At 68.8% G+C, this 26,398-nt stretch carries 20 protein-coding genes; 8 read left to right on the top strand and 12 right to left on the bottom strand.

Going from position 1 to position 26,398, the window contains the following annotated elements; translation table 11 throughout:
• Window positions 1-7 precede the first annotated feature (7 nt).
• A complete protein-coding gene (locus tag KB221_07025) occupies window positions 8-877 on the top strand; it encodes a phosphodiesterase (protein ID WIY70765.1) in 870 nt (289 codons plus the stop codon).
• Window positions 878-885: 8 nt separating this feature from the next.
• Here the strand turns inward: KB221_07025 and KB221_07020 are convergent, their stop codons facing one another.
• The 9 genes from KB221_07020 to tpiA form a co-directional block, all read right to left on the bottom strand.
• On the bottom strand, window positions 886-4,812 hold the full coding sequence (locus tag KB221_07020) for a hypothetical protein (protein WIY70764.1): 3,927 nt from the start codon (window positions 4,810-4,812) through the stop codon (window positions 886-888).
• 7 nt (window positions 4,813-4,819) lie between these two features.
• The gene (locus KB221_07015) at window positions 4,820-6,655 is read right to left on the bottom strand and encodes a hypothetical protein (protein WIY70763.1); all 1,836 of its coding nucleotides are present in this window, start codon (window positions 6,653-6,655) and stop codon (window positions 4,820-4,822) included.
• Window positions 6,652-8,622, bottom strand: a complete 1,971-nt coding sequence (locus KB221_07010; protein WIY70762.1) for a heme-binding protein — start codon at window positions 8,620-8,622, stop codon at window positions 6,652-6,654. The genes KB221_07015 and KB221_07010 overlap by 4 nt, the downstream gene beginning before the upstream one ends.
• Window positions 8,619-9,995 (bottom strand): multiheme c-type cytochrome, encoded by a 1,377-nt coding sequence (locus tag KB221_07005; GenBank protein WIY70761.1) that lies wholly within the window; start codon window positions 9,993-9,995, stop codon window positions 8,619-8,621. The genes KB221_07010 and KB221_07005 overlap by 4 nt, the downstream gene beginning before the upstream one ends.
• A gap of 137 nt (window positions 9,996-10,132) precedes the next feature.
• Window positions 10,133-11,119, bottom strand: coding sequence for a type II secretion system minor pseudopilin GspK (gspK, locus tag KB221_07000; GenBank protein WIY70760.1), 987 nt, complete (start codon window positions 11,117-11,119; stop codon window positions 10,133-10,135).
• Window positions 11,116-11,718 (bottom strand): type II secretion system minor pseudopilin GspJ, encoded by a 603-nt coding sequence (gene gspJ / locus KB221_06995; protein ID WIY70759.1) that lies wholly within the window; start codon window positions 11,716-11,718, stop codon window positions 11,116-11,118. The genes gspK and gspJ overlap by 4 nt, the downstream gene beginning before the upstream one ends.
• Before the next feature lie 385 nt (window positions 11,719-12,103).
• Window positions 12,104-13,756 carry a CTP synthase gene (locus tag KB221_06990; GenBank protein ID WIY70758.1) on the bottom strand — a complete coding sequence of 551 codons (1,653 nt, stop codon included), beginning with the start codon at window positions 13,754-13,756 and terminating at the stop codon, window positions 12,104-12,106.
• A gap of 89 nt (window positions 13,757-13,845) precedes the next feature.
• Window positions 13,846-14,262, bottom strand: coding sequence for a preprotein translocase subunit SecG (gene secG / locus KB221_06985; GenBank protein WIY70757.1), 417 nt, complete (start codon window positions 14,260-14,262; stop codon window positions 13,846-13,848).
• Window positions 14,263-14,345: 83 nt separating this feature from the next.
• Window positions 14,346-15,092 (bottom strand): triose-phosphate isomerase, encoded by a 747-nt coding sequence (tpiA, locus tag KB221_06980; protein WIY70756.1) that lies wholly within the window; start codon window positions 15,090-15,092, stop codon window positions 14,346-14,348.
• A gap of 211 nt (window positions 15,093-15,303) precedes the next feature.
• Between tpiA and KB221_06975 the strand changes: the two genes are divergently transcribed.
• Both KB221_06975 and trpE read left to right on the top strand, forming a co-directional pair.
• Window positions 15,304-17,232, top strand: a complete 1,929-nt coding sequence (locus KB221_06975) for a peptidylprolyl isomerase (protein WIY70755.1) — start codon at window positions 15,304-15,306, stop codon at window positions 17,230-17,232.
• Window positions 17,229-18,740 (top strand): anthranilate synthase component I, encoded by a 1,512-nt coding sequence (gene trpE, locus KB221_06970; protein WIY70754.1) that lies wholly within the window; start codon window positions 17,229-17,231, stop codon window positions 18,738-18,740. The genes KB221_06975 and trpE overlap by 4 nt, the downstream gene beginning before the upstream one ends.
• Window positions 18,741-18,749: 9 nt before the next feature.
• Here the strand turns inward: trpE and KB221_06965 are convergent, their stop codons facing one another.
• Window positions 18,750-18,935, bottom strand: coding sequence for a peptidoglycan-binding protein (locus KB221_06965; protein ID WIY70753.1), 186 nt, complete (start codon window positions 18,933-18,935; stop codon window positions 18,750-18,752).
• 103 nt (window positions 18,936-19,038) lie between these two features.
• On the opposite strand from KB221_06965, the gene KB221_06960 reads away from it, so the two are divergent.
• Genes KB221_06960 through trpC form a run of 3 tightly spaced genes read left to right on the top strand, consistent with a single transcriptional unit; the run spans window position 19,039 to window position 21,453 of the window.
• Window positions 19,039-19,629 (top strand): aminodeoxychorismate/anthranilate synthase component II, encoded by a 591-nt coding sequence (locus KB221_06960; GenBank protein ID WIY70752.1) that lies wholly within the window; start codon window positions 19,039-19,041, stop codon window positions 19,627-19,629.
• A 1-nt stretch (window position 19,630) separates the two neighbouring features.
• Window positions 19,631-20,665 carry an anthranilate phosphoribosyltransferase gene (gene trpD, locus KB221_06955; GenBank protein WIY70751.1) on the top strand — a complete coding sequence of 345 codons (1,035 nt, stop codon included), beginning with the start codon at window positions 19,631-19,633 and terminating at the stop codon, window positions 20,663-20,665.
• Window positions 20,662-21,453, top strand: coding sequence for an indole-3-glycerol phosphate synthase TrpC (gene trpC, locus KB221_06950; protein ID WIY70750.1), 792 nt, complete (start codon window positions 20,662-20,664; stop codon window positions 21,451-21,453). Before trpD ends, trpC begins: the two co-directional genes overlap by 4 nt.
• On the opposite strand, the gene KB221_06945 is transcribed toward trpC, so the two are convergent.
• Window positions 21,450-21,944 carry a DUF805 domain-containing protein gene (locus KB221_06945; protein WIY70749.1) on the bottom strand — a complete coding sequence of 165 codons (495 nt, stop codon included), beginning with the start codon at window positions 21,942-21,944 and terminating at the stop codon, window positions 21,450-21,452. The genes trpC and KB221_06945 overlap by 4 nt on opposite strands.
• Window positions 21,945-22,110: 166 nt before the next feature.
• Here KB221_06945 and lexA point away from each other — a divergent pair, with 166 nt between their 5' ends.
• Window positions 22,111-22,803 (top strand): transcriptional repressor LexA, encoded by a 693-nt coding sequence (lexA, locus tag KB221_06940; GenBank protein WIY70748.1) that lies wholly within the window; start codon window positions 22,111-22,113, stop codon window positions 22,801-22,803.
• Here lexA and KB221_06935 read toward each other — a convergent pair.
• Window positions 22,784-24,952, bottom strand: a complete 2,169-nt coding sequence (locus KB221_06935; protein WIY70747.1) for a ComEC/Rec2 family competence protein — start codon at window positions 24,950-24,952, stop codon at window positions 22,784-22,786. The two genes, lexA and KB221_06935, sit on opposite strands and share 20 nt — an antisense overlap.
• Here KB221_06935 and gltX point away from each other — a divergent pair.
• Window positions 24,951-26,369 (top strand): glutamate--tRNA ligase, encoded by a 1,419-nt coding sequence (gene gltX / locus KB221_06930; protein WIY70746.1) that lies wholly within the window; start codon window positions 24,951-24,953, stop codon window positions 26,367-26,369. The two genes, KB221_06935 and gltX, sit on opposite strands and share 2 nt — an antisense overlap.
• Window positions 26,370-26,398 lie beyond the last annotated feature (29 nt).

The raw sequence follows: 26,398 nt of genomic DNA, 5'->3' as shown, positions 1-26,398 counted from the left end.
CAGCGTCATGTTGATCGTTCAGATCACCGACATCCATATCGGCTTCGATCAGAAGAGCCGGTTCGAGATGAACAAGAAGCGCTTCCGCCAGACGGTCCAGGCGGTGACGAAGCTTGACCCGAAGCCCGACCTGATCGTCATCACCGGCGACATCGCCGACAAGGGCGACGTGGCGTCGTACGAATGGTTTCGTCAGGAAATCCAGCAGCTTTCCCTGCCCATCCTGATGTGCATGGGCAACCATGATACCCGCGCCAACTTCAGTCAGGTCTTCCCCGATACGGCCCAGGAGGACGGCTTCATCCAGTATGTCGTCGACGACCATCCGCTGCGGATCGTGGTCGTGGACACCCTCGAGGAAGGCCGCCATGGCGGCGGCTTCTGCGAGAAGCGGGCGGCCTGGCTGGAGGCCCGCCTCGCCGAGGCGCCGCACCGGCCGACCCTGCTGGTCCTGCATCACCCGCCTATCGACACCGGCATCGAGTGGATGACGATCGGCCCGGCCGAACCCTGGGTGCAGCGGTTCACCGACGTGGTCTCGCGCCACGGTCAGGTCGTCGGCGCCCTGTGCGGCCACGTCCACCGCACCATCGTCACCTCATGGGCCGGCACGACGCTGACGGTCTGTCCCTCAACCGCCCCGCAGGTGGTGCTGGACCTCAAGCCGATGAATCTGGACCGCCCGGACAAGCGGCCGATGATCGCCGAGGCGCCGCCGGCGTTCGGCATCCACCGCTGGAACGGCCGCAAGCTGGTCAGCCATTTCACGGCGGTGCAGCGCTACAAGATCCTCGCCCGCTATACGCACAAGATGCAGGCCTTCATGAAGCATCTCGCGCAGGAACGCGCCGGGACGGCCGGACCGCACCACCACTAGCGGGCGGGCTACCGCCCGCCGGAAGCCGCCAGCCAGCCGTCCAGCGACGGCCGGTCACTGACCCGGTACACCTCGCCGCGATAGTCGAGGAACAGCCGCTCCATCTCGGTCCTGTTGAACGGCCGGGAGCCGAGCCGGCCGAAGATGGCGATCTGGTGCCCCGTCTCGTCCACGCCACGGTCACGGTCCAGCCCCTTGGACAGGGCCAGGGCCGGCGACGGCGTGCGCGCCCAGGCGATCAGTTCGGGCCGTGGCTCCGGCGAGAAGCCGTAGAAATTCCTCTGGCTGTCCGGGCTGGTCAGCTGCAGCACCTTCAGTCCGTTCCGCCCGTCTGCGACATAGGCGAACAGGGAGGCGTTGGTGGAGGCCACGACCACGTCCTCGGCGTCGTTCAGCCGCCCGTCGAAGGTCACACGCTGCTGCAGGCGGGGCTGGCGCGGGTTGGTCACATTGATGATCACCAGCCCCTCGCCCTTGGCGGCGACATAGGCATAGGTCCGGGCGACATAAAGACGGCGCGCATCGCCCAGCGGCACGACGGCACCCTCGATGGCGCGCGGAGCGTCCAGTTTCGTCACATCCAGAACCCGCATCCCCTGCGCGTCCGTCACGAACAGATAGCGGAACTGCAGCGCCGAGGCCCGGACGTCGTCCAGCCGCACGGTGGTGACATGCCGTGGCCGCAGCGGATCATCGAGATCGACCACCACCAGACCCGAGCGGGCGGCGATATAGGCGATATGGCCCGCCAGCGTGATGTGCCGCGCACCGTCCAGCACCCCGCCCGGGTTCCAGGTCGCGGCCCGACGCAGGTTGTTGTTGCGCGGATCCCCGTCGGCCAGGGTGTCGACATTCACCAGGATCAGCCCCTCACGCGCGTCGGTGACGACGGCGTAGCTGTAGATCGGGTGGAAGGCCTGTTCCTGGTTGGCGGTCCGCATCTCCGCGGTGTTGCGGGTCGGCGCGATCGGCTGGTTGGTCGGCAGGGCCATGCAGGTGGCGTTGCCGGAGGCCACGTGGGTGTCATTGCCGAGCGGCGAGAAGGGCGCGGTCAGGATGCGATCCGAGACGCCCTTGTTGCCGATCGCGGCCACATCATAGACCCGGAACCCGCCGCGGCCCTCGGCCACGAACATATACTCCCCGCGCAGCTGCAGGCAGCGCGCCTCGCCCCCGGTGCCCTGCAGGGTATTGGCGATCTCCTCGACGGATCGGGTATCCCCGCTGCCGCCGGCCTCCGGATCGAAGGCCTCGCCGCGCGTCCAGTTGATCAGCTCGCGCCCGTTGCGCTCGACGTGCTGGGCGAAGAAGTCGGGATAGGCGTAGCGCTGCAGATAGGAGCCGAACACCGCCTGCGGCTCGTCCCACTCGGTCACCCGCACCGCCTCGATACCGGACTCCAGCCCGACCCAGGCATTCATGCCGACGAAATTGACCGAGTTGGTCCCCAGCATGAGCAGCTGGGCCATGATGGCGTTGTTGTCCTCGGCTTCGGAGACGTGACAGTCGGTGCAGGTCTTGGTCTCGGTGCGCCGGACCGTGTGCGGGAAATGCGGCGCGAAGGCCTGGCTCGAGAAGCCGACCGCCGAGATCGGCGGCTGCTGCACATAGATCCGCTCGCGGTTGATATTGGTCGAGGACAGCACCAGGGCCGAGGACGAGCGGGCCGGGGCGATCACCCCGCCACGCGCGGTTCCGTGGCGGCCCAGCTGGAACATGTCGTCGCGCGCCACCTGCGGATTGTAGGTCGCGTAGTTGCGGGTCGTGCCGCCCTCGGCGCGGTGGCTGGTCGCCTGCCAGTTGGCCTCGACCGGCAGGTGGCAGCCGCCGCAGGACGGCGTCCAGGAGGTGTGACAGCTGTAGCAGGCCATCTCCTCGTCATCGTGGGCCAGGTCCGTCGTCGCGACACCCGGACCCCAGGAGAAGCTGGCCTGGCCGGGCCGCGAAACCGACATCAGCTTGGCCCGTGCCGCCGCCGGATTGAACTCGGGGCTGTCCCGGTCAACGGCGTCGCGCACCAGATCGACCTCCCACTCCAGGGTCGGATCGACGATCGAACGCTGGATCAGCACCCGGCGGTTGTCGCGTTCGATCCATTCGAAGCGACGCTGGCCGTCCGAGTTGCGCAGCAGGGTCAGGTCCGTCCCCTCGGGCGGCGCCGCCGGGCCGGAGGTGCGCAGCGTCGGGTAGGTCCGCGAGGTGCCGTGGCAGTCCTTGCAGCCGATCTCCACGGCCGCCGCCACCTCGCCCATGATCAGGCCCGAGCCGTGGCTGTCCTGCGAGAAATGGCAGTCGGCGCACTGCAGGCCCTTCTCGGCGTGGATGTCCATCATGTGGACCGTGCGGCCCGGATTGGTCCCCGGCGGGACGAACTGGCCCTCCCCTTCCCGGCGCCAGCGCTCGGGATCGTCCGGCGAGACGATGGCCCCCTCCGCGTCCAGCAGGTTGCCTTCGCGATCACGCTTGAACACGCCGCGGAAATTCCAGCCGTGGCCGTGATAGTCGGCGAACTGGGTGTCGCGCAGGGTCGGGTTCAGGTCGTTGACGGCGCGCAGGAAGTCCAGATCGGCCCAGTTGCCGCGCGGCGCGGCACCCTCGGGATTGCGGTCCAGAACCGCGCGGATTTCCTCGGCGGTCGGATAGCGCTGCCGCTCCGGCCACATGGTCGGCGCGTCGGACTCATAGTCCCACATCGTGTAGCCGAGGTAGCTGTTCAGGAACATGTTCGGCTGGTGCATGTGGCAGTTCATGCACTGGGACGTGGGGATGGCGCGACTGAAGGCGTGGCGGATCGGATGGCCCGATTCCTCGCGGTTGATGGTCGGGTCCACGGTCGCCGTCTGGCCATCCCGCCCGAACTGGGAATAGCCCAGGCTATGCCGCGGCTCGCGGTCGTTGGCGTAGACCACGTGGCATGAGGTGCAGCCGGAGGAGCGGTAGTCGCCCGGCTGGTCATTGGTGCCCATAAACCAGGTGTAGGGGTCGTTCAGGCGGGTCTTGTGGATGTTCAGGACCGGCACGGCGATGCGCAGGCCGGTGCCCGGTCCGCGCGACGACTGGCGGAAGTCCGGACGGCCCGGTTCCTCAAGTCGCTGGATCTGGCCCGTCGGGCTGGGCAGGCCGATTTCGGGGAACTGGGTGGCGATGTTGCGTCCGCCGCGCTCGAACACCCGGAAGATGTCCCCGGGGGGCGTCACCTGCCAGGTCGGGATCGGATAGAGGACCGGCAGGGCACCACGCCGCTGCTCGTCCAGCGTCACCGTGCCGGGCGGCGTGCCGGGGGAAAGCAGCCGCGCCGGCTCGCCTTCGGGCGTATAGGCCTCGCCGATGATGTAGTTTTTATAGGGCAGGATGCCGTTGTTGTACGAGGCGCCGCCGAAGAACATCGCCCCCGTCGCCATCAGGGATCGCTCTGCTCTTTCAATCAGTTCCATGTGGCAGTTACCGCAGGACTGACGCGCAACCCGATAGTCCCCGGGATTCACGAAACGAATGAACTCGGGAGCCTCGCGGTTGAGCAGGGTGTAGGTCCGCTCGGGATTGGCCGAGCTGGGGAAATGCCAGCTCCCGGGATAGCGAGGCAGCACATGAGCTCTATCGCGTACTGCGCTGTATTCAGGAGCATCCCTGGATGCGCCGGCCGGAGCCATGGCCGTGGCGTCGCCGCCGTGACAGTCGACGCAGCCCAGCACGACCGCCGGCGAGGCGTGCATGCTCGCGGCGTCCACCGGACTGTGGCAGCTGACGCAACCGGCGCTCTTGGCGGCGGCCTGTTCAGGGGTCTGGCTGGGCGGCGCGGCCGGCGCGGCGACATAGACGCGTGCGACGGGAGCCTCGTCATCGTCAGCGACCACAGCGGCCGGAGACCCGGCGACGAGGATCATCAGGACGGATACCGCCCCGATTACCAGCCGCTTGCCCCCCCAGGTCCCCATGCGCCCCTCAGAAACTAAGAACAGCGTTCAATAGAACGGAATAGAAGCGGTCGTCACGATTCGTCGCCTGGAACAGGTCACCGAAGCCGTCACCGGGCTCGAATACCGCTGCCGAAGCGCGCAGGACGACGTTCTGGGTCATCATCGGCCGCCAGATGGCCGAGACCGACACGTCAAAGCCCAGCGCCTTCGGGATCGAGCCTTCCTGGCGCAGAGCCTGGACCACCGCCGTGTCCGCGAACCACAGATGGTTGGCGTTGGCGCTGACCCGAAGCTGGGGCGTCAGATCCAGATCGGTCCCGAACCCGACCAGGATGGTGCCGGGGTTGTTGAAATTGGACTGCCCCTCCTCCTTCGAGGAGCGCAGCGAGTTCAGCACCGCGTTGCGGCCGTTGACGCCGATCGCCCGCCCGCCGCCCGCGAACGGGATGGACTGGCGGATCCAGTAGCTGGTGTCGGCCCCGGCGAACTGCGGGTTCTCGAAGATGGCGTCGAACCCCTCCTCGACGTCGTCATAGGGATCGGAATCGCCCGAGGCGTAGAGGCCCGAGGCGCGGAATCGCATCCAGTCGAAATCGATCGAAGGCTCGACCGCGAGGAACCAGGCCCGGATGTCCGCCGGCTGGCCCGTGAACATGCTGTTCCGGTCCTCGCCGACAGCCGCATAGGCCGAGGCCGTCAGATTGATCCGGCCGATCCGGCCGTCGGCGTTGTAGCCCAGATAGGCGACGTCATAGTCCCTGCCCCGCAGGTCCCCCAGCAGCGCCGGGCGGGCCGGGAAGCCGTTGTCGTCGATATGGATGTCATCGCTCTCGCGATTGCGGTTGTAGATCACCGTCCACTGCGAGGTCATGCCGGGCACCGGCAGGTCCTGCCGATACAGGTTGGCGACGAAGATCTGGTCGTCGCGGATCGACTGGGTGATGTCGTTCAGGCCGGAGTTGGTGTCCTTCTCCAGTCGCAGGAAGAGACCCAGATTGTACTGGTAGCGGTTGTTGTCGCGGTTCCCGAACAGCCGCACGCCCAGCTGGTTGTCCTGGAACAGGAAGCCCCGGAAATCCGAGGTGAAGGGCTGGATTCCGACCCGTACAGAGTCGAAGTCGTAGCGCTCCGAGACGTTGCGGAGGTGATAGTCGATGAAGGCTTCCTGCACGCCGAGGAAGGAATCCTGCCGGTCAGGGCCTTTCGACGGCCGCACCGAAAGGATGCGCCTCTCCGGCACGCTGACATCACTGTAGTTGAAGGCGAGGGTCAGGCGGGCCTCGAAATCGGGTGGCTTGAACGCCGTCGACCCCTCGATCAGCGCCACCGACGCCACAAGCGTTTGCGACACGATCAGACTGTCCGAGCGGCCGAAGACGTCCAGGCTGTTCGGGTCCTGGGTCGTCTGCACGCCGACCGGCAGCGGCAGCGACCGCGGCTCGATCACCGTGTCCGAGACCCCGGCGACGACCACGAACAGGTTCTCATGGCCCGGCAATGGCCGGTCGCCCTTGAGCGTGTTCTGGTTATAGGGGTCAAACCAGCGCTCGTTGACGCCGACGGCCTCGATCACCCGCCAGCGGTCGGGAAGCGGCAGGTGGTCGGCTGGAAAGGCCTCGGGCGGCGGTGCGCGCACCGCGCCCGGATTGGCCTGGATGATCGCCTCGGGATAGCTTTCGACCCGGCCCGGGCGGCGACGGATCGGCGCATCGGGATCGACCTGCTGCGGCGGTTCAACGTCCCGGGACGGCTGCGGCGTGGCAGGCTGGATGACCAGAGGCAGGCCTTGCGCAGCGGCGTCGGATGCCGAAAGGCACCCCAGGCCGACAACGATCAGGGCGGGCCATGCCACCTTCATCACGGCGCACTGCAGACGTTCTGTTGCGAGGAATCCAGGAAGGGCGCGAACGGACAGCTGACGTAGCGCAACCGGGTCGAGCCGCCGGGATGGGTGACGACGATCTGGTCTGACCGGTTCGCAGCGGGGGCCTGACTGATGCCACCCACCCGGATCGCGGCGTTCTGGAGACCGAGGAAGGAGATCATGTCGTCCTGGTCGATCCCGTCGCCGGACACACCGATCGCTCCGATCAACCGCGTGCCACGATAGATCGGCACCCCGCCGGGGAAGATCTGCAGGCCGTTTTGCAGCCGGTTCCGCCCCGGCGCGGCATCCGGCAGGGCCGTGCAACGCGCCACCGTATCCGGCCCCAGGCCGCTGACGAAGCCGACGTGCTGGCCGAGGTTGGCGAGGATCAGGGCGGTCTGCAGGCCCGTCGAGAACGGGCTCCACATGGCGATCGGTCGCGACAAGGGTCCGCTGGTCGGACCGACCTCGCCGTCGGGGAAATAGGGCCGTGCCAGATTGCCGACGGCGCGCACACTGAACGCGGTCTGCCCGGTCAGGGCCGTGGGCATCGACAGGAAGGTCCGGGTCTGGCCGACAAAGGCATTCACATCCGCCGACGGGTCGCCCGACAGATCGGCGGCGGCGGCAGGGTTCGACAGGAAGCTGGCGGTGCGGGCCTTCTGCACGGCCACATCGATCCCGAACAGCGGGGCGTCGGGCGATCGCACCAGTCCGAGGGTCACGCCGTGGGTGTCGACCACCGCGATCGAGACCTGGGCGCGGCTGTCCAGTGGGCGACGGATCTGGGCCCGCGCCCGGCTCATGATGGTGAAGGCCTCCTCCAGCACCGCGCGCGTCTCGGCGGCAGTCAGGGGCGCGCCGACGGAGCCCACATCCGTACCGCCCTGCACCGGATAGCGGGCACCGCCCGACCCGTCGGTCAGGATGAAGGCATCGACATTGTTGAACTCGCCCGCCGTCGCCTTGCGCACGCCGGAGGCCTCGGTCCCATAGGCCTGGCCCGCGATCGCGCCCGGCCCGGCGTAGTAGCCGGCGACCGGAGTGAACACGCCCGTCCCCACCGGCAGGCTCCCGAAGGCCGTCGCCGAGGCCGGCGTGCTCATCAGCGTGGCCGCCGTGGCGTCGCTGTAGCGCAGGGTCGTTCCGTCCACCGCGACCCGGTCCGCGACGATGTCCACGGACGGCGACAGCCCCGTGCCGGCGGCGAGGGCGATATGCTCCTCAACGTCAGCATCGACGTCCAGAACGTTGACATCAAAGCCGTAATCGCCCTCAGCGATAACCCCGACCCCGCCGACCAGCACCCCGTTCTTGTACAGCGGAAAACCGCCGGGATCGGCCGCGAGACCCAGCGGCGACCGCTTCGGTCCGATCAGGGCCGACGGTCCGCCGCCCGCGACGAACCGGCTGGAAATGTCGGAACAGGGCAGCTGGCTGAACTGCACCCCGAACAGCGGCCCGCTTTCCAGCCCTACCGTCGAAGGGGCGGGCGGAAAATGCTGCTGCACGATCATACTGGCGGTACGGCTGGAAAAGGCGTTGCCTCCGGAGGACAGGTAGGCCCCGGTTACGGCCTTGGCGATCGCCCCCGCCGCGGCCGGTGCGACCACGCCCTGCAGGTCGACATCGACCGTCGCGCCGGGGCGCAGGGTGATCGTCGCCGGCGCGCCGGTCATGGAATAGACCGCCAGCACATTGCCGACCCGATCGGTGACAGCGATCACGGCGGGCCGCGATCGCGCGCGGGCCTCGGCCACGGCGCGAGCCAGCACGCCTTCGACATCCGACACCGACAAGGCCTCGGCCGCAGGCACGGCATAGAGGGCGCCGCTCCCACCGCCGCCACCACCACCGCCGCCTCCGCTACCGCCGCCGGTGGAGGATCCGCCGCCGCCGCAGCCGGCCAGCAGCAGGCTGGCCACAGCCGCCAGAACCAGACCCCTCGCCCGCCTGCTCATCGTGCGCGCCTCACGGCGGTTGCGACGCCGCCCATGGCGCGGCGGAATTCCTGCGGCCGGTAGCGGTTGGGGTCGCGGACAGCGGCATAGGCGCGATCAATATCCGGCCGCATCGCCCTTACCGCCGCAGCCTCGATCTCCCCCTGGGCGACGAGGGCGTTCAGCAGGGTGTCGACCGCCATGACCGCCTGGGCGCCGCCGGAATAGTCCGTGTAGCGCGGCGCCAGCGCCTCCCCCAGCACATCCTCGAGGATGGCGAAGGTGTCGGCGCGGCTGAACGGGCTGGAGGCGAAACTGGCCGACAACTGGCCGGCCGTTCCGGCGAGACGCCGGGCCGCCTCGACGGCCCCGGCGCGATCGGAGCCGAGGGCCTGGTGGAAGGCGCGCGAGTCGGCCTGGAACCGCTGGGCCAGCGACGCCGGCGCGGTCCGGGCGGCGGCGGCCAGCATGATCATGTTCTCGTCATTGAACGGCGGCATGCCCGGCGGAATCGGCCGCCCGGGATTGGTCTCCACCAGCAGCGGCGCGGTCGGCTCGTCCGAGATCGGGCGGTGGCAGCTGTGGCAGTCGAAGAAATAGAACTCGGGGAAGACGCCATTCCCGGCCCGCCCGGAGTCGCCATAGACCGTCAGGATCCGCTGCAGCGCCACGGCTTGGCCGATGGCCCACAGCCGGGCGGAATCCATCGTCGCCTTGCGCTGCACATAGTCGGCGTCAACGTCGTGATGCTGCTGGAAGGCGGTGAACAGCTCCAGCTCGAACGACAGGCGCGGATGGCCGGCGCTCATCATCTCGTGGGTCACGAACTGGTTGGGCCTGTCGCTGCCCCAGTGGCAGTCGAGGCAGACATTGGCCCGGACGACCGGATCCTCGAGCGGCGTCATGCCCCGCGCCACATTGGCCGCATGACTGACGCCCACCGTATAGTGGCTGGCAATCCAGCCGCCCGACGGTCCGTGGCAGCTCTCGCAGCCCACGCCGTCGGAAACCTGGAACCGGGCCCCCCGCGCGGCAGCCGGCTCGGCATGGCAACCCAGACAGGCCGGGGCGTTCTGGGCCGGCCCCAGACCCAGCCGGCGGGTGATCGCCTGGGCACGGGGATAGGTCAGGGTGCGCCAGGCGCGGCTGTGCGATCCGCCCGGACCGCTGGGGTCCTGCCAGCTGACCAGTTCGTTCTGGCGCACGACGGCCCCGTCGGGGGCCTGGCGGCCATGGCAGGTCGAGCCAGCGCAGGAGGCCACGCCCTCATGCACGCCGGGTGATGACACCTGGGTCGCGGATGCCCGCGAAGGCAGGACAGCGCAAATCCCGATGCAGAGCGCCAGGAACAGGGCGACGCTCGCCCGGACCGCAACCGGGCGGATACGACCCACGCTGATCGTCGTCGTTTTCAATAGGCCCCCGCTTCCCCCGTCGACCGTCTGGCGAACGCTCGACCGAACAACGTTAGCACCAATCCTGGCAACCTGTCAGCCGACTCGCCCATCGCCTGAACCGGCGCTCGGGAGCCCTAGTCCTCAGGCGTCCAGCGTCGGATGACCGTCCTCGCCGTTCCGCCCGGACGGGACTCAATCAAGGCCGTGCGCACGGCGTGAGTACCGCCATGATCCACATCGATACGCACATCGAAATAGTCTGTCCGGACCGCCACCTGTTCACGGGCCTCCAACGGGACCTCCAGCCGGGTCAGTGCCGGCTGACGCCAGAAGGCGGCCGGATCGGGCCATCCGCCTTCCGGCCGACGGTCGATCACGGCGCGGGCGTCCGCCAGGCCGAGCGCCCCTCCCGTGAGCATGACCAACAGGGGCGCGTCCGCTGCAGTCAAGGTGTTGACGTTGATGGGCGACCGGTCGGTCGGCAGGGCGCAGAGATGCGGACGAAGCCGGGCATAGTTGTCCCAGCCCACGCCGCGAACCGTTCGTAGCTCGGATACTTCGGCCAGAAGCGTCCCGCCGGTCCGGTAGGGCTCGGCCCGGCCGGCATAGGCGCTGTCCTCCGCGCCCAGCGGCCGTGCGATGGTGTCACTGTCGATCCAGTCAATCAGACTGTCGGTAATCGTCCGCATCGTCAGCGCATCGACCCCGATGGCACGGCCCAGCGACAACAGCTGGGCCTCGCCGACGGGTCGAACCGTGAACCTGTCGCCGGTCCAGGTGACGACGCTGTTCAGGTTGAAACAGGCCTGACCGTCCCGCACCGTCGCGGTCACCCGTCCGTCGTCGAGCGGCAGGGTGATGGACCGGCCGTTCCATTCCGGCTGCAGCGGTGTCCGATCAGGATTGAGGGCGGTCAGCCGGGCGATCCGCCGCCGCGCGAGGGTCTCCGCGCCATCTGCATACCATTGGGCCTGGCCGCCGGTTTCGGTGTTGATGGCGCGCCGCACCGAGAACCGCACATCATCCAGCACGGCGGTCGCCACCAGGGCCATCACCGCAACGAGCAGCAAGACGGTCAGCAGCGCCATGCCCTCGCGGGTCGGCCCGGGTCCGCCCTTCATCGCCCGCCCCCGACGAGGAACAGCTGGGAGACCCGTCCGTACCCGCGCAGTGTGAAGTCAAGCCGCACAGCGTCAGGCGCGCTTCCGGAGGGGCCCGGGGCCGGGTTCAGGCTTTCGCGGCCGTCCTGAAGGAAGGTCACCGACATATCCGTGACACCGGTCAGAAGTTGCTGGGGCGGCCCCGGGCGCGACCCGTCCAGAAAGGGCGACGCCCGGCGTTCCAGCCGGCCTTCGACGAGACTGTATTCGACGCGTTGAAGGGACGACCGCTCCGCCCTTCCGGCATTGCTCCAGCCCGCGCGGGTGAGGATCAGGACAGGGCTGCCCGGAACCGTCGCCCCCGACAGGGCGAGGGCCTGGGGTTCGCCGTTCCTGTCGCGCGTCCGCCGACCGGTGGCCTGGCCGAGATCAGCCTTCAGCAGGCTGCGGGTCCGCTGCAATCCGGCGGTGCGGTCGGTGACGGCGCGAACCGCAAAACGGTTGTCGATCGAGACGGAGAGCACGGTCGTGCCCGCTGCCGCGATCAGGCCGAACAACATCAGTGCGACCAGGGCCTCGACGAGGGTAAAGCCGGACCGCTCCCCTGCCGGGATGATCATGATCCTGTCGCCCCGCCATGCCACGCCGAAGACTACACCCGGGCGCGGCGGAGCATGCAAGTCCGGACGTATGGACGAAACGAAAGCCTCGACCGGCTTCATTTCTCTTGCACTGCAACAATATACGTAACATTGTTCGACATAAGTCGATCCGCCAAGGCACATGCAAAGCAAACCGATGCTCAAGTCCTTGAAATGCCTGCTCAAGGGGCATGTTTACATCGACAGCCGGAGTCAGCCCGGAACGCAGGTCTGCGTCCGTTGCCGGCACCGCAGACCGTTCGAAGGGCTAGCCCCGCCCTCTACAGGGGACGACACGGCCGGCAGGGACAAGGACGACTGACCGTCAGGCCCGGGGGCGCTGGCGGTCTGACACTTGCCGGCGTCAGACCAGCCGGCTCTGCACCAGCGCTGCTTCGATGAAGCCCGCGAATAGCGGATGCGGCGCGAATGGCCGGCTCTTGAGTTCGGGGTGGTACTGCACGCCGACGAACCACGGATGGTCCTCCCGCTCGACCGTCTCGGGCAGAACGCCGTCCGGCGACAGGCCGGCGAAGATCAGCCCACCCTTCTGCTCGATGGCATCGCGGTAGTTGATGTTGACCTCGTAGCGGTGCCGGTGCCGCTCGCTGATCGTGGTCGTGCCGTACATGGCCGCGATCTTCGATCCAGCCTTCAGCGTCGAGTCATAGGCCCCCAGCCGCATGGTGCCGCCCATGTCGCCGCCCTGCTGGCGCAGGACGCGCTGGTTGCCCTGGGTCCATTCCGTCATCAGGCCGACGACGGGCTCGGTCGTGGGGCCGAACTCCGTGGACGACGCCCTGGGATATCCCGCCAGGTTCCGCGCCGCCTCGATCACCGCCATCTGCATGCCGAAACAGATGCCGAAATAGGGAATCTTGCGCTCGCGGGCGAAGCGGGCCGCCTCGATCTTGCCTTCGGAGCCGCGCTCGCCGAAGCCGCCGGGCACCAGGATGGCGTGGGCCGCCTGCAGCCGCGCGTCGCAGGCCTCGCGATCGCCCTCAAAGGTCTCGGCCTCGACCCAGTCGATGTTGACCTTGACGTTGTTGGCCACCCCGCCGTGATGGAGGGCCTCAATCAGGGATTTGTAGGCGTCCTTGAGGACCGTGTACTTGCCAACCACGGCCACGGTGACCTCGCCGTCCGGGTGCAGGCGACGCCGGGCGATCTCCTGCCACATGGTCAGGTCCGGCGCGGGCGCGTCCGTGATGCCGAAATGGGCCAGCACCTCGGCGTCCAGACCTTCCCGGTGATAGTCCAGCGGCACCGCATAGATGTCGCTGGAATCCATGGCCTGGATGACGCCGCTTGCGCGGACATTGCAGAACAGGCCGATCTTGCGTTTTTCCTCGGGCGGGATCGGGAATTCGCAGCGGCACAGCAGGATATCGGGCTGGATGCCGATGGAGCGCAGCTCTTTGACGGAGTGCTGCGTCGGCTTGGTCTTCATCTCGCCGGCGGTCTTGATGAACGGCAGCAGCGTCAGGTGCACGAAGCAGGACTGCCCGCGCGGAAGGTCCTGGCCCAGCTGGCGGATCGCCTCGAAGAACGGCAGCCCCTCGATGTCGCCCACCGTGCCGCCGATCTCGACCAGCACGAAGTCGACATCCTCGCCCTCGTCCGTCACGGCGGGCGTCAGGCAGAAGGATTTGATCTGGTCGGTGACGTGCGGAATGACCTGCACCGTCGCGCCCAGATAGTCGCCGCGCCGCTCCTTCTCGAGGATGGTCGAATAGATCCGTCCCGTGGTGATGTTGTCGGACTTCGCCGCCGAGACGCCGGTGAAACGCTCGTAGTGACCGAGGTCGAGATCGGTCTCTGCCCCGTCGTCGGTCACGAAGACCTCGCCGTGCTGATACGGGCTCATCGTGCCCGGATCGACATTCAGATAGGGGTCGAGCTTACGAAGGCGAACCTTGTAGCCGCGCGCTTGCAGAAGCGCGCCGAGAGCGGCGGATGCGAGGCCTTTTCCCAATGAGGAAACCACGCCGCCGGTGATGAACACGTAACGGGCCATGGGAGATCACTCTACCGCTGATTCGAGCGGCTTGATGCGGAGACTTTGAGGGCGGGAGAGGAAGGCGGGGATAAGGTCCCCGCCCATCCCTAGTTCGCGGGAGCCGGTTGCGCCGGCGCCGGAGCGGCCGAAACACCCGACAGGCTGGATTCCAGGTTCTGCAGCGACGGCGCAGCCGGCTGGGCCGGAGCCGCCGGGTCAACGGCCGGTGCCGCGTCCGTCGTGGCCGGAGCCATCAACTCGCCAACGGCGTCGGCGTCGACGATCGAGCGGTTGGAACGCTCGACATTGCCCAGAATGGTCAGGCCGATGGCGCACAGGAAGAACAGCGTGGCCAGCACCCAGGTCGTCTTGGTCAGCAGGTTGCCCGCGCCGCGCGCGGTCATGAAGCCCGAAGGGCCTCCGCCCATACCGAGAGCGCCGCCCTCCGAACGCTGAATCAGGATCACGCCGGCGAGCGCGACCGAAATGAGGATCATGGCGACGAGGAGAATGGTCTGGAGCATGGCAGCCGATATGTGTGGCGCGAGGCGGCGCCGATCAAGCGGCGGCGTCTAACATTGATGCGGGACGGGAGCAAACGCCGGGATCAGGCACCCCGGATAATGCCCAGAAAATCCGCCGCCTTCAATGACGCCCCACCCACAAGGGCGCCGCCGACTTCGGCGACGGCGAGGATTTCGCGGGCATTGTCCGGCTTGACCGAGCCGCCATACAGGATCGGCGTCGCGGCGACACCCAGGCCCAGACGTTCGATCATCGCTGCGCGAACGGCGCGGTGGACTTCCTCGATCTGCTCCAGCGTGGGCGTCAGGCCCGTACCGATGGCCCAGACCGGCTCATAGGCCACCGCGAAGTCGGTACCCGCCAGGGTCAACGGCAATGAGGCCATGACCTGCCCGCGCACCACCTCGACGGCCCGGCCGGCCTCGCGCTGCTCCAGGGTCTCGCCCACGCAGATGATCGGCGACAGGCCCGCGGCAAGCGCTGCCTCGGCCTTGGCCGCCACCAGGGCGTCCGTCTCGCCGTGGCCCTGACGGCGTTCGGAATGGCCAAGGATCACCAGCGTCGCGCCCGCATCCTTCAGCATGGCCGCCGATACATCGCCGGTGAAGGCTCCGTGGGTCTCGGCCCGGCAGTCCTGGCCGCCGATTTCGATACCGCCACCGGCCGCCTGCGCCATCCGCTCGATCAGCGTTGCGGGCGGGCACAGGGCGACGCGACAGGCGGGTGCCGCCTCCGCCAGGCCGACGCGCAGCGCCTCAACCTCGCCCAGGCTCGCGCCCAGGCCGTTCATCTTCCAGTTTCCGGCGATCAGTTTTGCGGTCTGTATCATCCGCACTTTCTATGCGGCGCTCTCCGACAAGCCAAGCCGTCCGGGACGGCCGGGAGCCCGGGGAGGTGTCGAATTCCAGGTTGCATCGGATCGGGACGCCCCGAAGGGCTGATGGCCGCGGCCCAACAAGTATGCCTTCGTCTTGCCGTGCGGGGCGCTGACACCCTATAGGCCAAGCAGCACCCTTGCCGCTGATCCGCCAGGACCGACCATGCTCACCGCCTTCCGCACCTTCGCCAAATCGAAATGGGCCATCGGCCTGCTGGTCCTGCTGGCCATCGGCCTGCTGGTCACCGGCGGTTCCCAGATGGATGTGCTGGCGAACCTGGGTCCCAAACATGTGGTCTCCGCAGGCGACCGCAGCATGGGCCAGGCCGAGTTCCGCGGCGAGCTGGACCGTATCCTCGAACAGGCCCGGCAACAGTCGGGACGTCCCCTGACGTTCGAGGAACTGATCGGTGAAGGCGGCCTGCGCCAGTATCTGGAACAGAAGTCCGAGCAGCTCGGCTTCGTGAACTGGGCCTGGAAGGCTGGCATTCGCCCCGGCAAGGAGCTGGTCCTGCGCCAGATCCGCCAGGCCCCGAATTTCTTCGACAGTGTCACGGGTCAGTTCAGCGAGGAGCAGTACCGCAACGCCCTCGCCGAGAATAACGCCACGCCGGAAATGTTCGAAGCCCAGTTGCGCGACCAGTATTCGACCCAGCACTACGGTGCCGCCCTCGGTGCCGGCATGCGGTTGCCGCGCATCTATGGTGCCATCCTCGCCAGCCAGGCGCTGGAGACCCGCGACGCGCGCTGGTTCACCGTGACCCAGGCCATGGCCGGCACGGCCGGCACTCCGACCGACGCCCAGCTGACCGCCCTGATGAACCAGAATGCCGAGCAGCTGCGCATGCCGGAATCCCGCACCGCTTCGGTGGTGCTGTTCGACGACGGCGCAGCCCCGGCGGCGGCTCCGACCGAGGCCCGCATCGAGGAGCGGTTCAACTTCCGCCGCGACGCCCTCTCGCTCCCCGAGAAGCGCAGCTTCGTCACCCTGACGGCCCCGAACCGCGCCGCGGCCGACCGTATCGCCGCCGCCCTGCGCGCCGGCCAGTCGCCCGCTGACGTGGCTCGCGCCAACAGCATCCAGCCCGCCGAATACAACGACACGCCCCGCAGCGCCCTTGGCGACCCGGCTGTCGCCGCCGCTGTCTTCGGCCTGGCCGCCAATCAGGTGTCCGCCCCGGTCCAGGCCGGTGTGGGCTTCGTCGTCGCCAAGGTGACGAGCATCCAGCCGGGCCGCTCCGCGACCCTGGCCGACGTTCGCGAGCAGGTGATCGCCGAATTGCGCGCCGAAGACGCCCGCGCCTCCGTCTATCGCCGCGTCGAGGCCTATGAGAAGGCCCGCCAGGACGGCAAGACGCTGGACGTAGCCGTCCGCGAGGTCGGTGCCCGGGTGATCCGGATTCCGCCGATCCGTCAGGACGGCAAGCTCCGTAACGGCCAGGACATCAACCCCGCCCTGCCGCCCCAGCTGATCCAGACGATGTGGAGCCTCGGCAAGGGTGCCGAGAGCGAAGTCGTCGACATGGGCCAGGGCCAGTATTTCGTGGTTCGCCTTGACGACATCCTGCCCGCCGCCCTGCCCCCGTTGGCCGGCATCCGCGAACCGCTGGCCCAGCAGTGGGTGCTGCGCGAAAACGCCCGCCTGCTCAGCGCCCGGGCCAGCGCCCTGGCGGCCCGCGTGCGCGGCGGCGAGGATCTGGCTGCTGTCGCCGCCTCGGTCGGTGCCAAGCTCCAGACCGGAACCGGACTGAACCGTCAGTCCGCCGAGCAGAACGGTCAGGGCGTCATCGCCGGCGTGTTCAGCAGCGGCCGCGGCCAGCCCTTCTCGCAGCAGAATACGGTCGACACCTTCGTCATCGGCCGCACGGACCGCATCACGGCGGCGGTTCCGGCCCTGGCCGCTCCGATGGCCGAACAGTTCCGGCAGCGCATGGGCGGTGACCACGTCAACGCCGTGGGCGAGGTGGCCATCGCCGCCGCCGCCGCCCGCAGCAAGGCCGAGTTCGACGAGTCGCTGGCGCGCACGTCCCTGGGCCTGCCGGCCGAGGCTCCCGCCGCTCCCGCAACGCCCGGCGCTCCGCCCGCGCAATGACGGCCAGCGGCGAAGGCGGCTTCGCCGATTTCGAACGCGGCTGGTCGAAAGGCCGGCCGCAGGTCGTCATCCGACGGCTGGTGGACGACCTCGAAACACCGGTCTCGGCCTTTCTGAAGGTCGGACATGGCCGCACCCATGCCTTCCTGCTGGAATCGGTCGAGGGCGGTGCCGTCAACGGCCGCTATTCGATCATTACCCGCGAGCCGGACGTCGTCTGGCGCTGCCGCGGCGGCGCGGCCGAACTGGCCCGCGGCGCGGACATTGCCGACGATCGCTTCAAGCCTGAAGCGGCGGACGCCCTGACGTCCCTCCGCGCCCTGATGACGGCGTCGCGTTTCGATCTGCCCTCCGGCCTGCCCCCCATGGCCGCCGGCCTCTTCGGCGTGTTCGGCTATGACATGGTCCGGCTGCTCGAGCCGCTGGGTGCACCCAATCCCGATCCGCTGAACCTGCCCGACGCGGTCCTGACCCGGCCCGCCCTTGTGGCCATCTTCGATTCCGTCAGCCACGAGATCGTGCTGGTCTCCGCCGCCTATCCCGACAGTGGACTGGAGGCCCGAACGGCCTTCGATGCGGCTGTGACGCGGCTCGACCGGTTCGAGGCTGACCTCAGGACGCCACTGCCCGCCCTGCCCGCGCCGGTCGAGACCGACATCGCGCCCTTCCGCTCGCCGGTCGAGGATGCCGACTTCGCCGCGATGGTAGCCCGGGCCAAGGACTACATCGCCGCCGGCGACATCTTCCAGGTGGTGCTCAGCCACCGCTTCGCCGCGCCCTGGGCCGGTGATCCGTTTGCCTTCTACCGCTCCCTGCGGCGGCGGAACCCCTCGCCCTATCTGTTCTACCTCGACTTCGGCGACTTCCAGCTGGCCGGATCCAGTCCGGAAATCCTCGTCCGGCTCAAGGATGGCCGCGTCACCATCCGCCCGCTGGCCGGCACCCGCCCGCGCGGCGAGACGCCGGAGGCCGACCGGGCGCTCGAGATCGAACTGCTGGCCGACCCCAAGGAGCGGGCCGAGCATCTGATGCTGCTGGACCTGGGCCGCAATGACGTCGGACGCGTCGCGGCTCCGGGCACGGTCGAGGTGATCGAAAGCTTCCGCGTCGAACGCTACAGCTCGGTCATGCACATCGTCTCGGAGGTCCAGGGCGACGCCCATCCGGACCTCGACGCCGTCGACACCCTGCTGGCCGCCCTGCCCGCCGGGACCCTGTCCGGCGCGCCCAAGGTGCGGGCCATGGAGATCATCGACGAGCTGGAAGGCGAGAAGCGCGGCGTCGGCTACGGCGGCGGCGTCGGCTACATCTCGGCGGGCGGCGAGACCGACATCTGTATCGTGCTCAGGACCGCCCTGTTCGCCGACGGCAAGATCCACGTCCAGGCCGGCGCCGGCGTCGTGGCTGACAGCGATCCGGCCGCTGAATATGCCGAAACCCTCGCCAAGGCCCGCGCCCCCATGCGCGCCGCCGAAGACGCCTGGCGCTATCCCTTCGGAAACCGCTGAAGGCGGACGCTAGGGCTGGGCTGAAATCGCGGGCTCGTCGAACCGCACGCCCGGCCCGATCACCATCACTCCGGCCATCAGGACCGCCGCCATCGCGGCCAGGGCCGCCGCGCCGAGCGTCGCATAGGGATTGGACCGGGACGGCTGCGCCGGCGCCAGCAGGGTGCGCGCCTTGGTGATGCCTGCGTGTGCCATGGAGCCCCTCCGGTTGAAGACCCCAGTTCGGTCGGGTTCGGTTAACGAAGACTTACCGTCACAGCCGCTTGGCGCGGCCCTGCACACACCCTAGAAGCCGAGGATGATCCTCGTCGTCGACAACTACGACAGCTTCACCTGGAACCTCGTCCACTACCTCGCGGAGCTGGGCGCGGAGACGCGTGTCGTGCGCAATGACGACCTGACCGCCGCCGAGGCCTGGGCCCTGAAGCCCGAGGCGGTGCTGCTGTCGCCGGGTCCCTGCACGCCCAACGAAGCCGGGATCTGCCTCGCCATCCTCGACACCGCCCCGCTGGACATGCCGATCTTCGGCGTGTGCCTCGGCCATCAGGCCATGGGCCAGGCCTTCGGCGGCGAGGTGATCCGCGCCAAGGCCCTGATGCACGGCAAGACCTCGCCGATCGAGCATGAGGGCCGCAGCGTCTTCAAGGGCCTGCCCTCGCCCTTCACCGCCACCCGCTATCACTCGCTGGCCGTGCGCCGCGAAACCCTGCCCGACGTGCTCGATGTCACCGCCTGGACCGCCGACGGCGAGATCATGGGCCTGGCCCATCGCACCCGCCCGATCCACGGCGTCCAGTTCCACCCCGAATCCATCGCCACCGAACACGGCCACGACCTGCTCGCCAACTTCCTCGATCTGGCCAACGTCAAACGCACGGCGATGGTCTGAGATGGCTGAAGGTTTCAAACCCCTGCTGGCCAAACTCGTCGACGGCCGCATCCTGTCGGCGGACGAGGCCCACGCCTTCTTCGCCGCCTGCCTGCGCGGCGAGCCGACCCCGGCCCAGGTCGCCGCCGCCGTCACCGCCCTGCGCATCCGCGGCGAGACGGTCGAGGAGATCGCCGCCTTCGCCACCGCCATGCGCGAGGCCGCCCGCACGCTCGACCATCCCTATGACGCCATCGACACCTGCGGCACCGGCGGCGACGGCCAGCACACCTTCAACATTTCCACCGCCGCCGCCCTCGTTCTGGCCGGTGCGGGGCTGAAGGTCGCCAAACACGGCAACCGGGCCATGAGCTCGAAATCCGGTTCCTCGGACGTGCTCTCGGTGCTGGGCGTCAATCTGCAGGCCGGCCCGGCCCAGCAGCGCCGCTCGCTGGACGAGGCCGGCATCGCCTTCCTGTTCGCCCCCGCCTACCACGGCGCCATGCGCCACGTCGGGCCGGTGCGGGCCGAGATCGGCTTCCGCACCGTCTTCAACCTGCTGGGCCCGCTGTCCAATCCGGCCGGCGCGAAGCGTCAGGTCATGGGCGTCTATGACCCCCGCCTGCTCGAGCCGCTGGCCGAGGTTCTGGGCCGGCTCGGCGCGACCCGCGCCTGGACCGTCCACGGACAGGGCCTCGACGAACTGACCACTACAGGCGAGACCGAGGTGGCGGAATGGAAGGACGGCACCGTCCGCCGCTTCACCGTCACGCCCGAGGACGCCGGCCTGCCCCGCGCCTCGCTCGACGCCCTGCGCGGCGGCGATGCGGAAGAAAACGCCGCCGCCCTCCGCGCCCTGCTGGACGGGGCGAAGGGTGCCTATCGCGACATCGTCCTGCTCAACGCCGCCGCCGCCCTCGTCGTCGCGGACCGTGCCGCCGATCTGGCCGAGGGTGCCGTCATGGCCGCCGCCGTCATCGACGACGGACGGGCGGCGAAGGCCCTCGCGGATCTGGTCGAGGCCACCAACGCCGTTATCGAGGAAGAGCCGGCGTGAGCGACGTTCTCGCCGGCATCGCCGCCTACAAGCTTATCGACGTGGCCGCCCGCAAGGCCGCGACGTCGCAGGACGCGATCGAATCCCTCGCGCGCGCCGCATCGCCCCCGCGCGGCTTCCGCGCCGCCCTCGAACGCCACGTCGAAAACACCGGCCGCCCGGCCCTGATCGCCGAGATCAAGAAGGCCAGCCCGTCCAAGGGCCTGATCCGCGCAGATTTCGACCCGACGGCGCTGGCCCGGGCCTATGAGCGCGGCGGCGCAAGCTGCCTGTCGGTCCTGACCGACGGCCCCAGCTTCCAGGGCGATGACGCCTTCCTCGCCGCCGCCCGCGACGCCGTCGCCCTGCCCTGCCTGCGCAAGGACTTCCTCGTCGATCCCTGGCAGGTGGCCGAGAGCCGGGCGCTGGGCGCCGACTGCATCCTGATCATCCTCGCCATGATCGACGACGCCCTCGCCGCGGAGTTGCTGGCCGAGGCGGAGCGGTTCGGCATGGACGCCCTCATCGAGACCCACGACGAGGCCGAGATGGCCCGCGCCTGCGCGCTGGGCGGCGATCTGGTCGGCATCAACAACCGCTCGCTGCGGACGTTTGAGGTCGATCTGGCCGTCACCGAACGCCTCGCCATCCTCAGCCCCGTCCGCGCCCTGCTGGTGGCCGAGAGCGGCATCTTCACGCCCGACGACGTGCAGCGGGTGTCGGACGCCCATGCGCAGGCCGTTCTGGTCGGGGAGAGCCTGATGCGTCAGGCGGATGTCGAGGCGGCGACACGGGCCTTGATCAGCTAGGTCCTCAACACGGACGTTTCCCGCGGATCTGGACCGTATCTGTTCGCGCCACGCTTTCCGGGACGCAGAGCCAAAACGACGACGACAAGTCCGAGCGGGATCAACAGCGGCGTCCATCTGTCCAGCGGATCAGGCTCGAAGAGCCATGCGTGGTGCACTACCGCAAAGACCGCCCGATAGGACTGATACAGGTTTACGGGCAGGCTCGGGAGCAGCGCGACGGCCCACCAACCCGATAGCCCCTGGTCGTGAAGACGCCGACAGAAAAGCGCCAGACAAGGCACGAACAGGACGATGTCGACGGCGGCATTGGCAAACCAGCTCGAGTCCCACGGCAGCCCCTGCAGGGGAAGCTTCAGCAGAAACTCGATGAGGCTGATGAGCAGGCCGAAGTAAACCAGATCGACGATCCGCGCGCGTCCTCGAAAGGCGACCATCTCACGGGCGAACCTGCCTGATAAGTGTCCAGCCTTGTCCAGTATCGCTTGCAAGCCGCCCTCCATCCCAGTGCTCAGCATCGCGCCGATCCGTCGCACGGGCAACAGCGGCCAGCCGACGGTAACCGGACCTTAACCGGAACAGCACAGGAACACGGTGTGGACGTTTGCGGTTTGTTCCGCTAGCGTTCTTCCAACGGGATTCGTCTTCGAGGTCGCCATGCTCACGCGCAAACAGCACGAACTGCTGATGTTCATCCACGAACGGATCAAGGAGACCGGCGTCTCCCCCTCGTTCGACGAGATGAAGGAGGCGCTCGATCTGGCCTCCAAATCGGGCATTCACCGGCTGATCACGGCGCTGGAGGAACGCGGCTTCATCCGCCGTCTGGCGCACCGGGCCCGGGCTCTGGAAGTGACCAAGATGCCGGACCAAGCCACGGCGGGCGCGCCGCGCGGCCGGGCGGGCTTCGCCCCTTCGGTGATCGAGGGCGGCGGTCGCCCCATGGCTGCCGAACCGGCCAATGACACGCGCGAACTGTCCCTGATGGGCAAGATCGCCGCCGGCACCCCCATCGCCGCCATCGAGCACGAAACGGCCCGTTACCCGGTGCCCGAGGCCATGCTCGGTGCCGGCGAGCACTATCTGCTCGAGATCGAGGGCGACTCCATGATCGAGGCCGGCATCCTCAACGGCGATCTGGTGATCATCAAATCGACCGACACCGCCACCTCGGGCGAGATCGTCGTCGCCCTCGTCGAGGGCGAGGAAGCCACCCTCAAACGCCTGCGCAAGAAGGGTGCCTCGATCGCGCTCGAGCCGGCCAACCGCAACTATGAGACCCGCATCTTCGGCCCCGACCAGGTCGAGGTCCAGGGCAAGCTGGTCGGTCTCATCCGCCGCTATCACTGACCTCAGGCTCGCCGGGCGCGCTCCAGGGCCGGTCGCCACGGACCGTGGCCGCCCAGACGGCGCGCCAGCGGTTGGCTGAGGCCGGCCCGTCCCGCCACAACTCCACCGCCCCGCCGCGCGCGTAGTCGTCGCCATCCAGCACCAGCCGCCCCGCGCATGAGGCCGGCAAGGTTGCCAAGGTCGCCCTGACGCTGACCACGGGCGCAGACCGGCACAGGGCATCGACTTCTTCCGGCGAGGGCGCCCGTCGCCCCCACCACATCGCCAGTGGCCCCGCGCCCGGCTCCATCGGCGCGCAGGAGAACCGCGTGCAAACCCAGCCCTCTGCCGGCCGTTCCGCCGGCTCCACCCCCCGCCGCCGGGTCCAGACATCGACCGCGAACTGCCGCACGCCCGACCGCACCACCACGGCCTGACCATCCTCGACAAAGGCGGCATTCGTCCCGCCGTCGCCGATCCACAGGTCCGGCGTGGGGTCCCTCGGCCACAGCATCACCGCCGCCGCAAACGGCAGGCCCAGCCAGCGCAGCGGTCCCCGCCACAGGCAGCAGACCAACACGCCGAGGAAGGCGATCGGCAGGACGAAGTCCGGTGCGCTGGCCACCGTGCGGACCGCGCCGGGCAGACCCGCTGTCCACTCGCCGATCGCCAGCATCACCCCGATCCCCTGCCCCGCCAGCCACAGGAAGGGCGCGCCCAGACCTGTCGGCTCCAGCAGGGCACCCAGCGCAAGCGCCGGCATGATCACGAAGTCCGACAACGGCGCCGTCGCCAGATTGGCACCCAGTCCGTACATGGCCGTCCGGTTGAAATGCTGCAGGGCGAATGGCCCCGTCGCCGCCCCCGCCACCAGACTGGCCATGATGGCGATCCCCAGCCAGGCGCCGACCCGCTGAACCAGCAGGATCGGCCACGGCGCGGATATCTCGCGCGGCCGCACCGGCCAGGCCTCGACCAGGGCCACCAGCGCCGCCGTCGCCGCGAATGACATCTGGAAGCCGGGAGTGACGATGGCTTCGGGCTGCAGCAGCAGGACCACAAAGGCCGCGACCGCCAGCGCATGCATGGTGATCGCCTCCCGATCCAGCAGGATGGCCAGGAAGGCGATCGAGGCCGTGATCGCGGCTCGCTCGGCCGGGGCGGGCGAGCCGGAGATGACCAGATAGGTCCCGACCGCCACCAACCCCGCCCAGGCCGCGACCTTCTTGCCGGAGACCCGCAGCGCCAGCCACGGCCAGGCCGAGATCAGCAGCCGCACCAGAAAGAAGCTGAAGCCGCCGACCACCGCCATATGCAGGCCCGAGATCGACAGGATGTGGGCCAGGCCGGAATCCCGCATCACATCGACCTCGGCCGGGTTCAGCCAGGCCTCGTGGCCCGTGGTCATGGCCGCCGCCACCCCGCCCGTCCGCTCCCCGAGCCGCGCGACGATCCGCCTGGCCAAGTCATAGCGCAGGCCGTTGACCGCCATCGCCGCCCGTACCTTCCACGGCGGCGGCGACAGATAGGCCGGCCGCGTCTCGCCCAGCGAGAAGGCCACCCCGCCCATGCTCTGGAAATACGCGTTGCGGCCGAAGTCATAGGCACCGGGACTCGCGGGTGCCGGCGGCGGGTTGATCAGGGCAAACAGCCGCACAGCCTCTCCCGGCTCGGGCGCCGCGCCGCGCACGGTGGCGCGCAGTCGGACCGGCGTCTCGTCCGGACCCAGACCCTCGACGCGGACCGGCGCGATCACCACCCGCGGTCCCGCGGCCCCCGGACTGTCGACATCGATGACCCAGCCCTCGACCACGGTCGGCCGGGTCATGGCCAGTGCGATCGGTGCTGCCACGGCATTGGTCCGCAGCTTGGCCACCGCGACCCCGAGGGCGAAGCAGGCGAGGAGCATCAGACCCAGCGTCCAGACCCGCGCCAGGGCCCTCCGGCGCGCGGCGAGCCACAGGCCGGCTGCCAGCCCGGCACAGAGGATCAGCGGCCAGGCCGGCGGTTCGGTCTTCAGGGCGAAATAGACCGCGCATCCGCCGCCGAACGCCACCGGCGCCCACAGCCGCCAGCGCAAGGTCTGGTCAGCGATCTGCGCGCGCAGGAATTCCCGGCTCCGCGCGGCGAGGGTGGGATTCACCGGCGCCGGCGCTATAACGCCCGCCATGACCTCCCCATCCGACTCCGCTGTCGTCACGCGCTTCGCCCCCTCGCCGACGGGTTCCCTGCACATAGGAGGCGCCCGGACGGCGCTTTTCAACTATTTGTATGCTAGGCGACACAACGGGAAGTTTCTTGTCCGGGTCGAGGACACCGATCGGGAACGGTCCACGGACGCCGCCGTAAAGGCCATTTTCGACGGGCTGAGCTGGCTGGAGCTGTTCGCTGACGAGGAGCCGGTGTTCCAGTACAGCCGCGCCGACCGCCATCGCGAGGTGGTCAATGAACTGCTGGAGCGCGGCGGCGCCTATCGTGACTTCACCTCGGCCGAGGAGACCGGCCGCCTGCGCGACCTGGCCAAGGCCGAGCGCCGGACCTTTGAGTCGCCGTGGCGAGACCGCGAACCCACCGTCGACGACCTGGGCCAGCCCCACGTCGTCCGCTTCCGCCGCCCCCTGCCCGGCAAGGTCACGGTCGAGGATGCGGTCCAAGGGACCGTCAGCTGGGCCAATGACGACCTCGATGACCTCGTCCTGCTGCGCAGCGACGGCGCGCCGACCTACAATCTCGCCGTGGTGGTCGACGACCACGACATGGGCGTCACCCACGTCATCCGGGGCGACGACCACCTGAACAACGCCGCCCGCCAGAGCCTGATCTATGACGCGCTGGGCTGGACCCGCCCGGTCTTCGCCCACATCCCGCTGATCCACGGCCCCGACGGGGCCAAACTGTCCAAACGGCACGGGGCGCAGGCCGTCCATGAGTATGCCGAGATGGGCTATCTGCCCGAAGCCATGCGCAACTACCTGGCCCGGCTGGGCTGGGCCCATGGCGACGACGAACTGTTCAACGACGCCCAGGCGCAGGCCTGGTTCGACCTGACCGGCGTGGGCAAGGCCCCGGCCCGGCTGGACTTCGACAAGCTGGCCCACGTCAACGCGCACTGGATCCGCCTTGCCGACGACGACCGGCTGGCCAAGATGACGCTGGACGTCCACCTCGCCCGCGGCCACGCCCTCGGGCCAGACGACGAAGCCCGGTTGCTGCGCGCCATGCCCTTCATCAAGGATCGCGCGAAGACCGTGCTGGAACTGGCCGACCAGACCGGCTTCGCTCTCAAGGTCCGACCCCTGTCGATCTACGAGAAGGCCCAGCCGATGCTGACCGGCGAATCAGGCGAGCGGATCGGCCGCCTGCGCGACCGCCTCAAACTGTTCGCCAGCTGGGATGTCTTCGCCCTCGAGGCCGAACTCAAGGTTTTTGCCGAGGAAGAAGCCGTCGGATTCGGCAAGATCGGCCCCGCCGTACGCGCCGCCCTCACTGGAGACGGCGTTTCACCCGATATTGCGAAGACGCTGGCGGCCCTGGGGCGCGAAGAAAGCCTCGGGCGCTTGGATGATGCGCTGCAACAGACTATCTGAGGTAACAGACATCGCGCCGCCGTCGCCTC

Origin of the sequence: Aquidulcibacter paucihalophilus, assembly GCA_030285985.1 — a bacterium.
In the GTDB taxonomy this organism is placed as follows: Bacteria; Pseudomonadota; Alphaproteobacteria; order Caulobacterales; family Caulobacteraceae; genus Brevundimonas.
Note: the sequence above shows the minus strand (reverse complement) of the source record. Positions and strands in the feature narration are given on the sequence as shown.

What these genes read in the sequence shown, in the direction of transcription:
- KB221_07025 (WIY70765.1), top strand. Translation starts at nt 8, where the DNA reads ATGTTGATCGTTCAGATCACCGACATCCATATCGGCTTCGATCAGAAG.
- KB221_07020 (WIY70764.1), bottom strand. Translation starts at nt 4,812, where the DNA reads ATGGGGACCTGGGGGGGCAAGCGGCTGGTAATCGGGGCGGTATCCGTC.
- KB221_07010 (WIY70762.1), bottom strand. Translation starts at nt 8,622, where the DNA reads ATGAGCAGGCGGGCGAGGGGTCTGGTTCTGGCGGCTGTGGCCAGCCTG.
- gspK (WIY70760.1), bottom strand. Translation starts at nt 11,119, where the DNA reads ATGAAGGGCGGACCCGGGCCGACCCGCGAGGGCATGGCGCTGCTGACC.
- gspJ (WIY70759.1), bottom strand. Translation starts at nt 11,718, where the DNA reads ATGATCATCCCGGCAGGGGAGCGGTCCGGCTTTACCCTCGTCGAGGCC.
- KB221_06990 (WIY70758.1), bottom strand. Translation starts at nt 13,756, where the DNA reads ATGGCCCGTTACGTGTTCATCACCGGCGGCGTGGTTTCCTCATTGGGA.
- secG (WIY70757.1), bottom strand. Translation starts at nt 14,262, where the DNA reads ATGCTCCAGACCATTCTCCTCGTCGCCATGATCCTCATTTCGGTCGCG.
- tpiA (WIY70756.1), bottom strand. Translation starts at nt 15,092, where the DNA reads ATGATACAGACCGCAAAACTGATCGCCGGAAACTGGAAGATGAACGGC.
- KB221_06975 (WIY70755.1), top strand. Translation starts at nt 15,304, where the DNA reads ATGCTCACCGCCTTCCGCACCTTCGCCAAATCGAAATGGGCCATCGGC.
- trpE (WIY70754.1), top strand. Translation starts at nt 17,229, where the DNA reads ATGACGGCCAGCGGCGAAGGCGGCTTCGCCGATTTCGAACGCGGCTGG.
- KB221_06965 (WIY70753.1), bottom strand. Translation starts at nt 18,935, where the DNA reads ATGGCACACGCAGGCATCACCAAGGCGCGCACCCTGCTGGCGCCGGCG.
- KB221_06960 (WIY70752.1), top strand. Translation starts at nt 19,039, where the DNA reads ATGATCCTCGTCGTCGACAACTACGACAGCTTCACCTGGAACCTCGTC.
- trpD (WIY70751.1), top strand. Translation starts at nt 19,631, where the DNA reads ATGGCTGAAGGTTTCAAACCCCTGCTGGCCAAACTCGTCGACGGCCGC.
- lexA (WIY70748.1), top strand. Translation starts at nt 22,111, where the DNA reads ATGCTCACGCGCAAACAGCACGAACTGCTGATGTTCATCCACGAACGG.
- gltX (WIY70746.1), top strand. Translation starts at nt 24,951, where the DNA reads ATGACCTCCCCATCCGACTCCGCTGTCGTCACGCGCTTCGCCCCCTCG.
- KB221_06935 (WIY70747.1), bottom strand. Translation starts at nt 24,952, where the DNA reads ATGGCGGGCGTTATAGCGCCGGCGCCGGTGAATCCCACCCTCGCCGCG.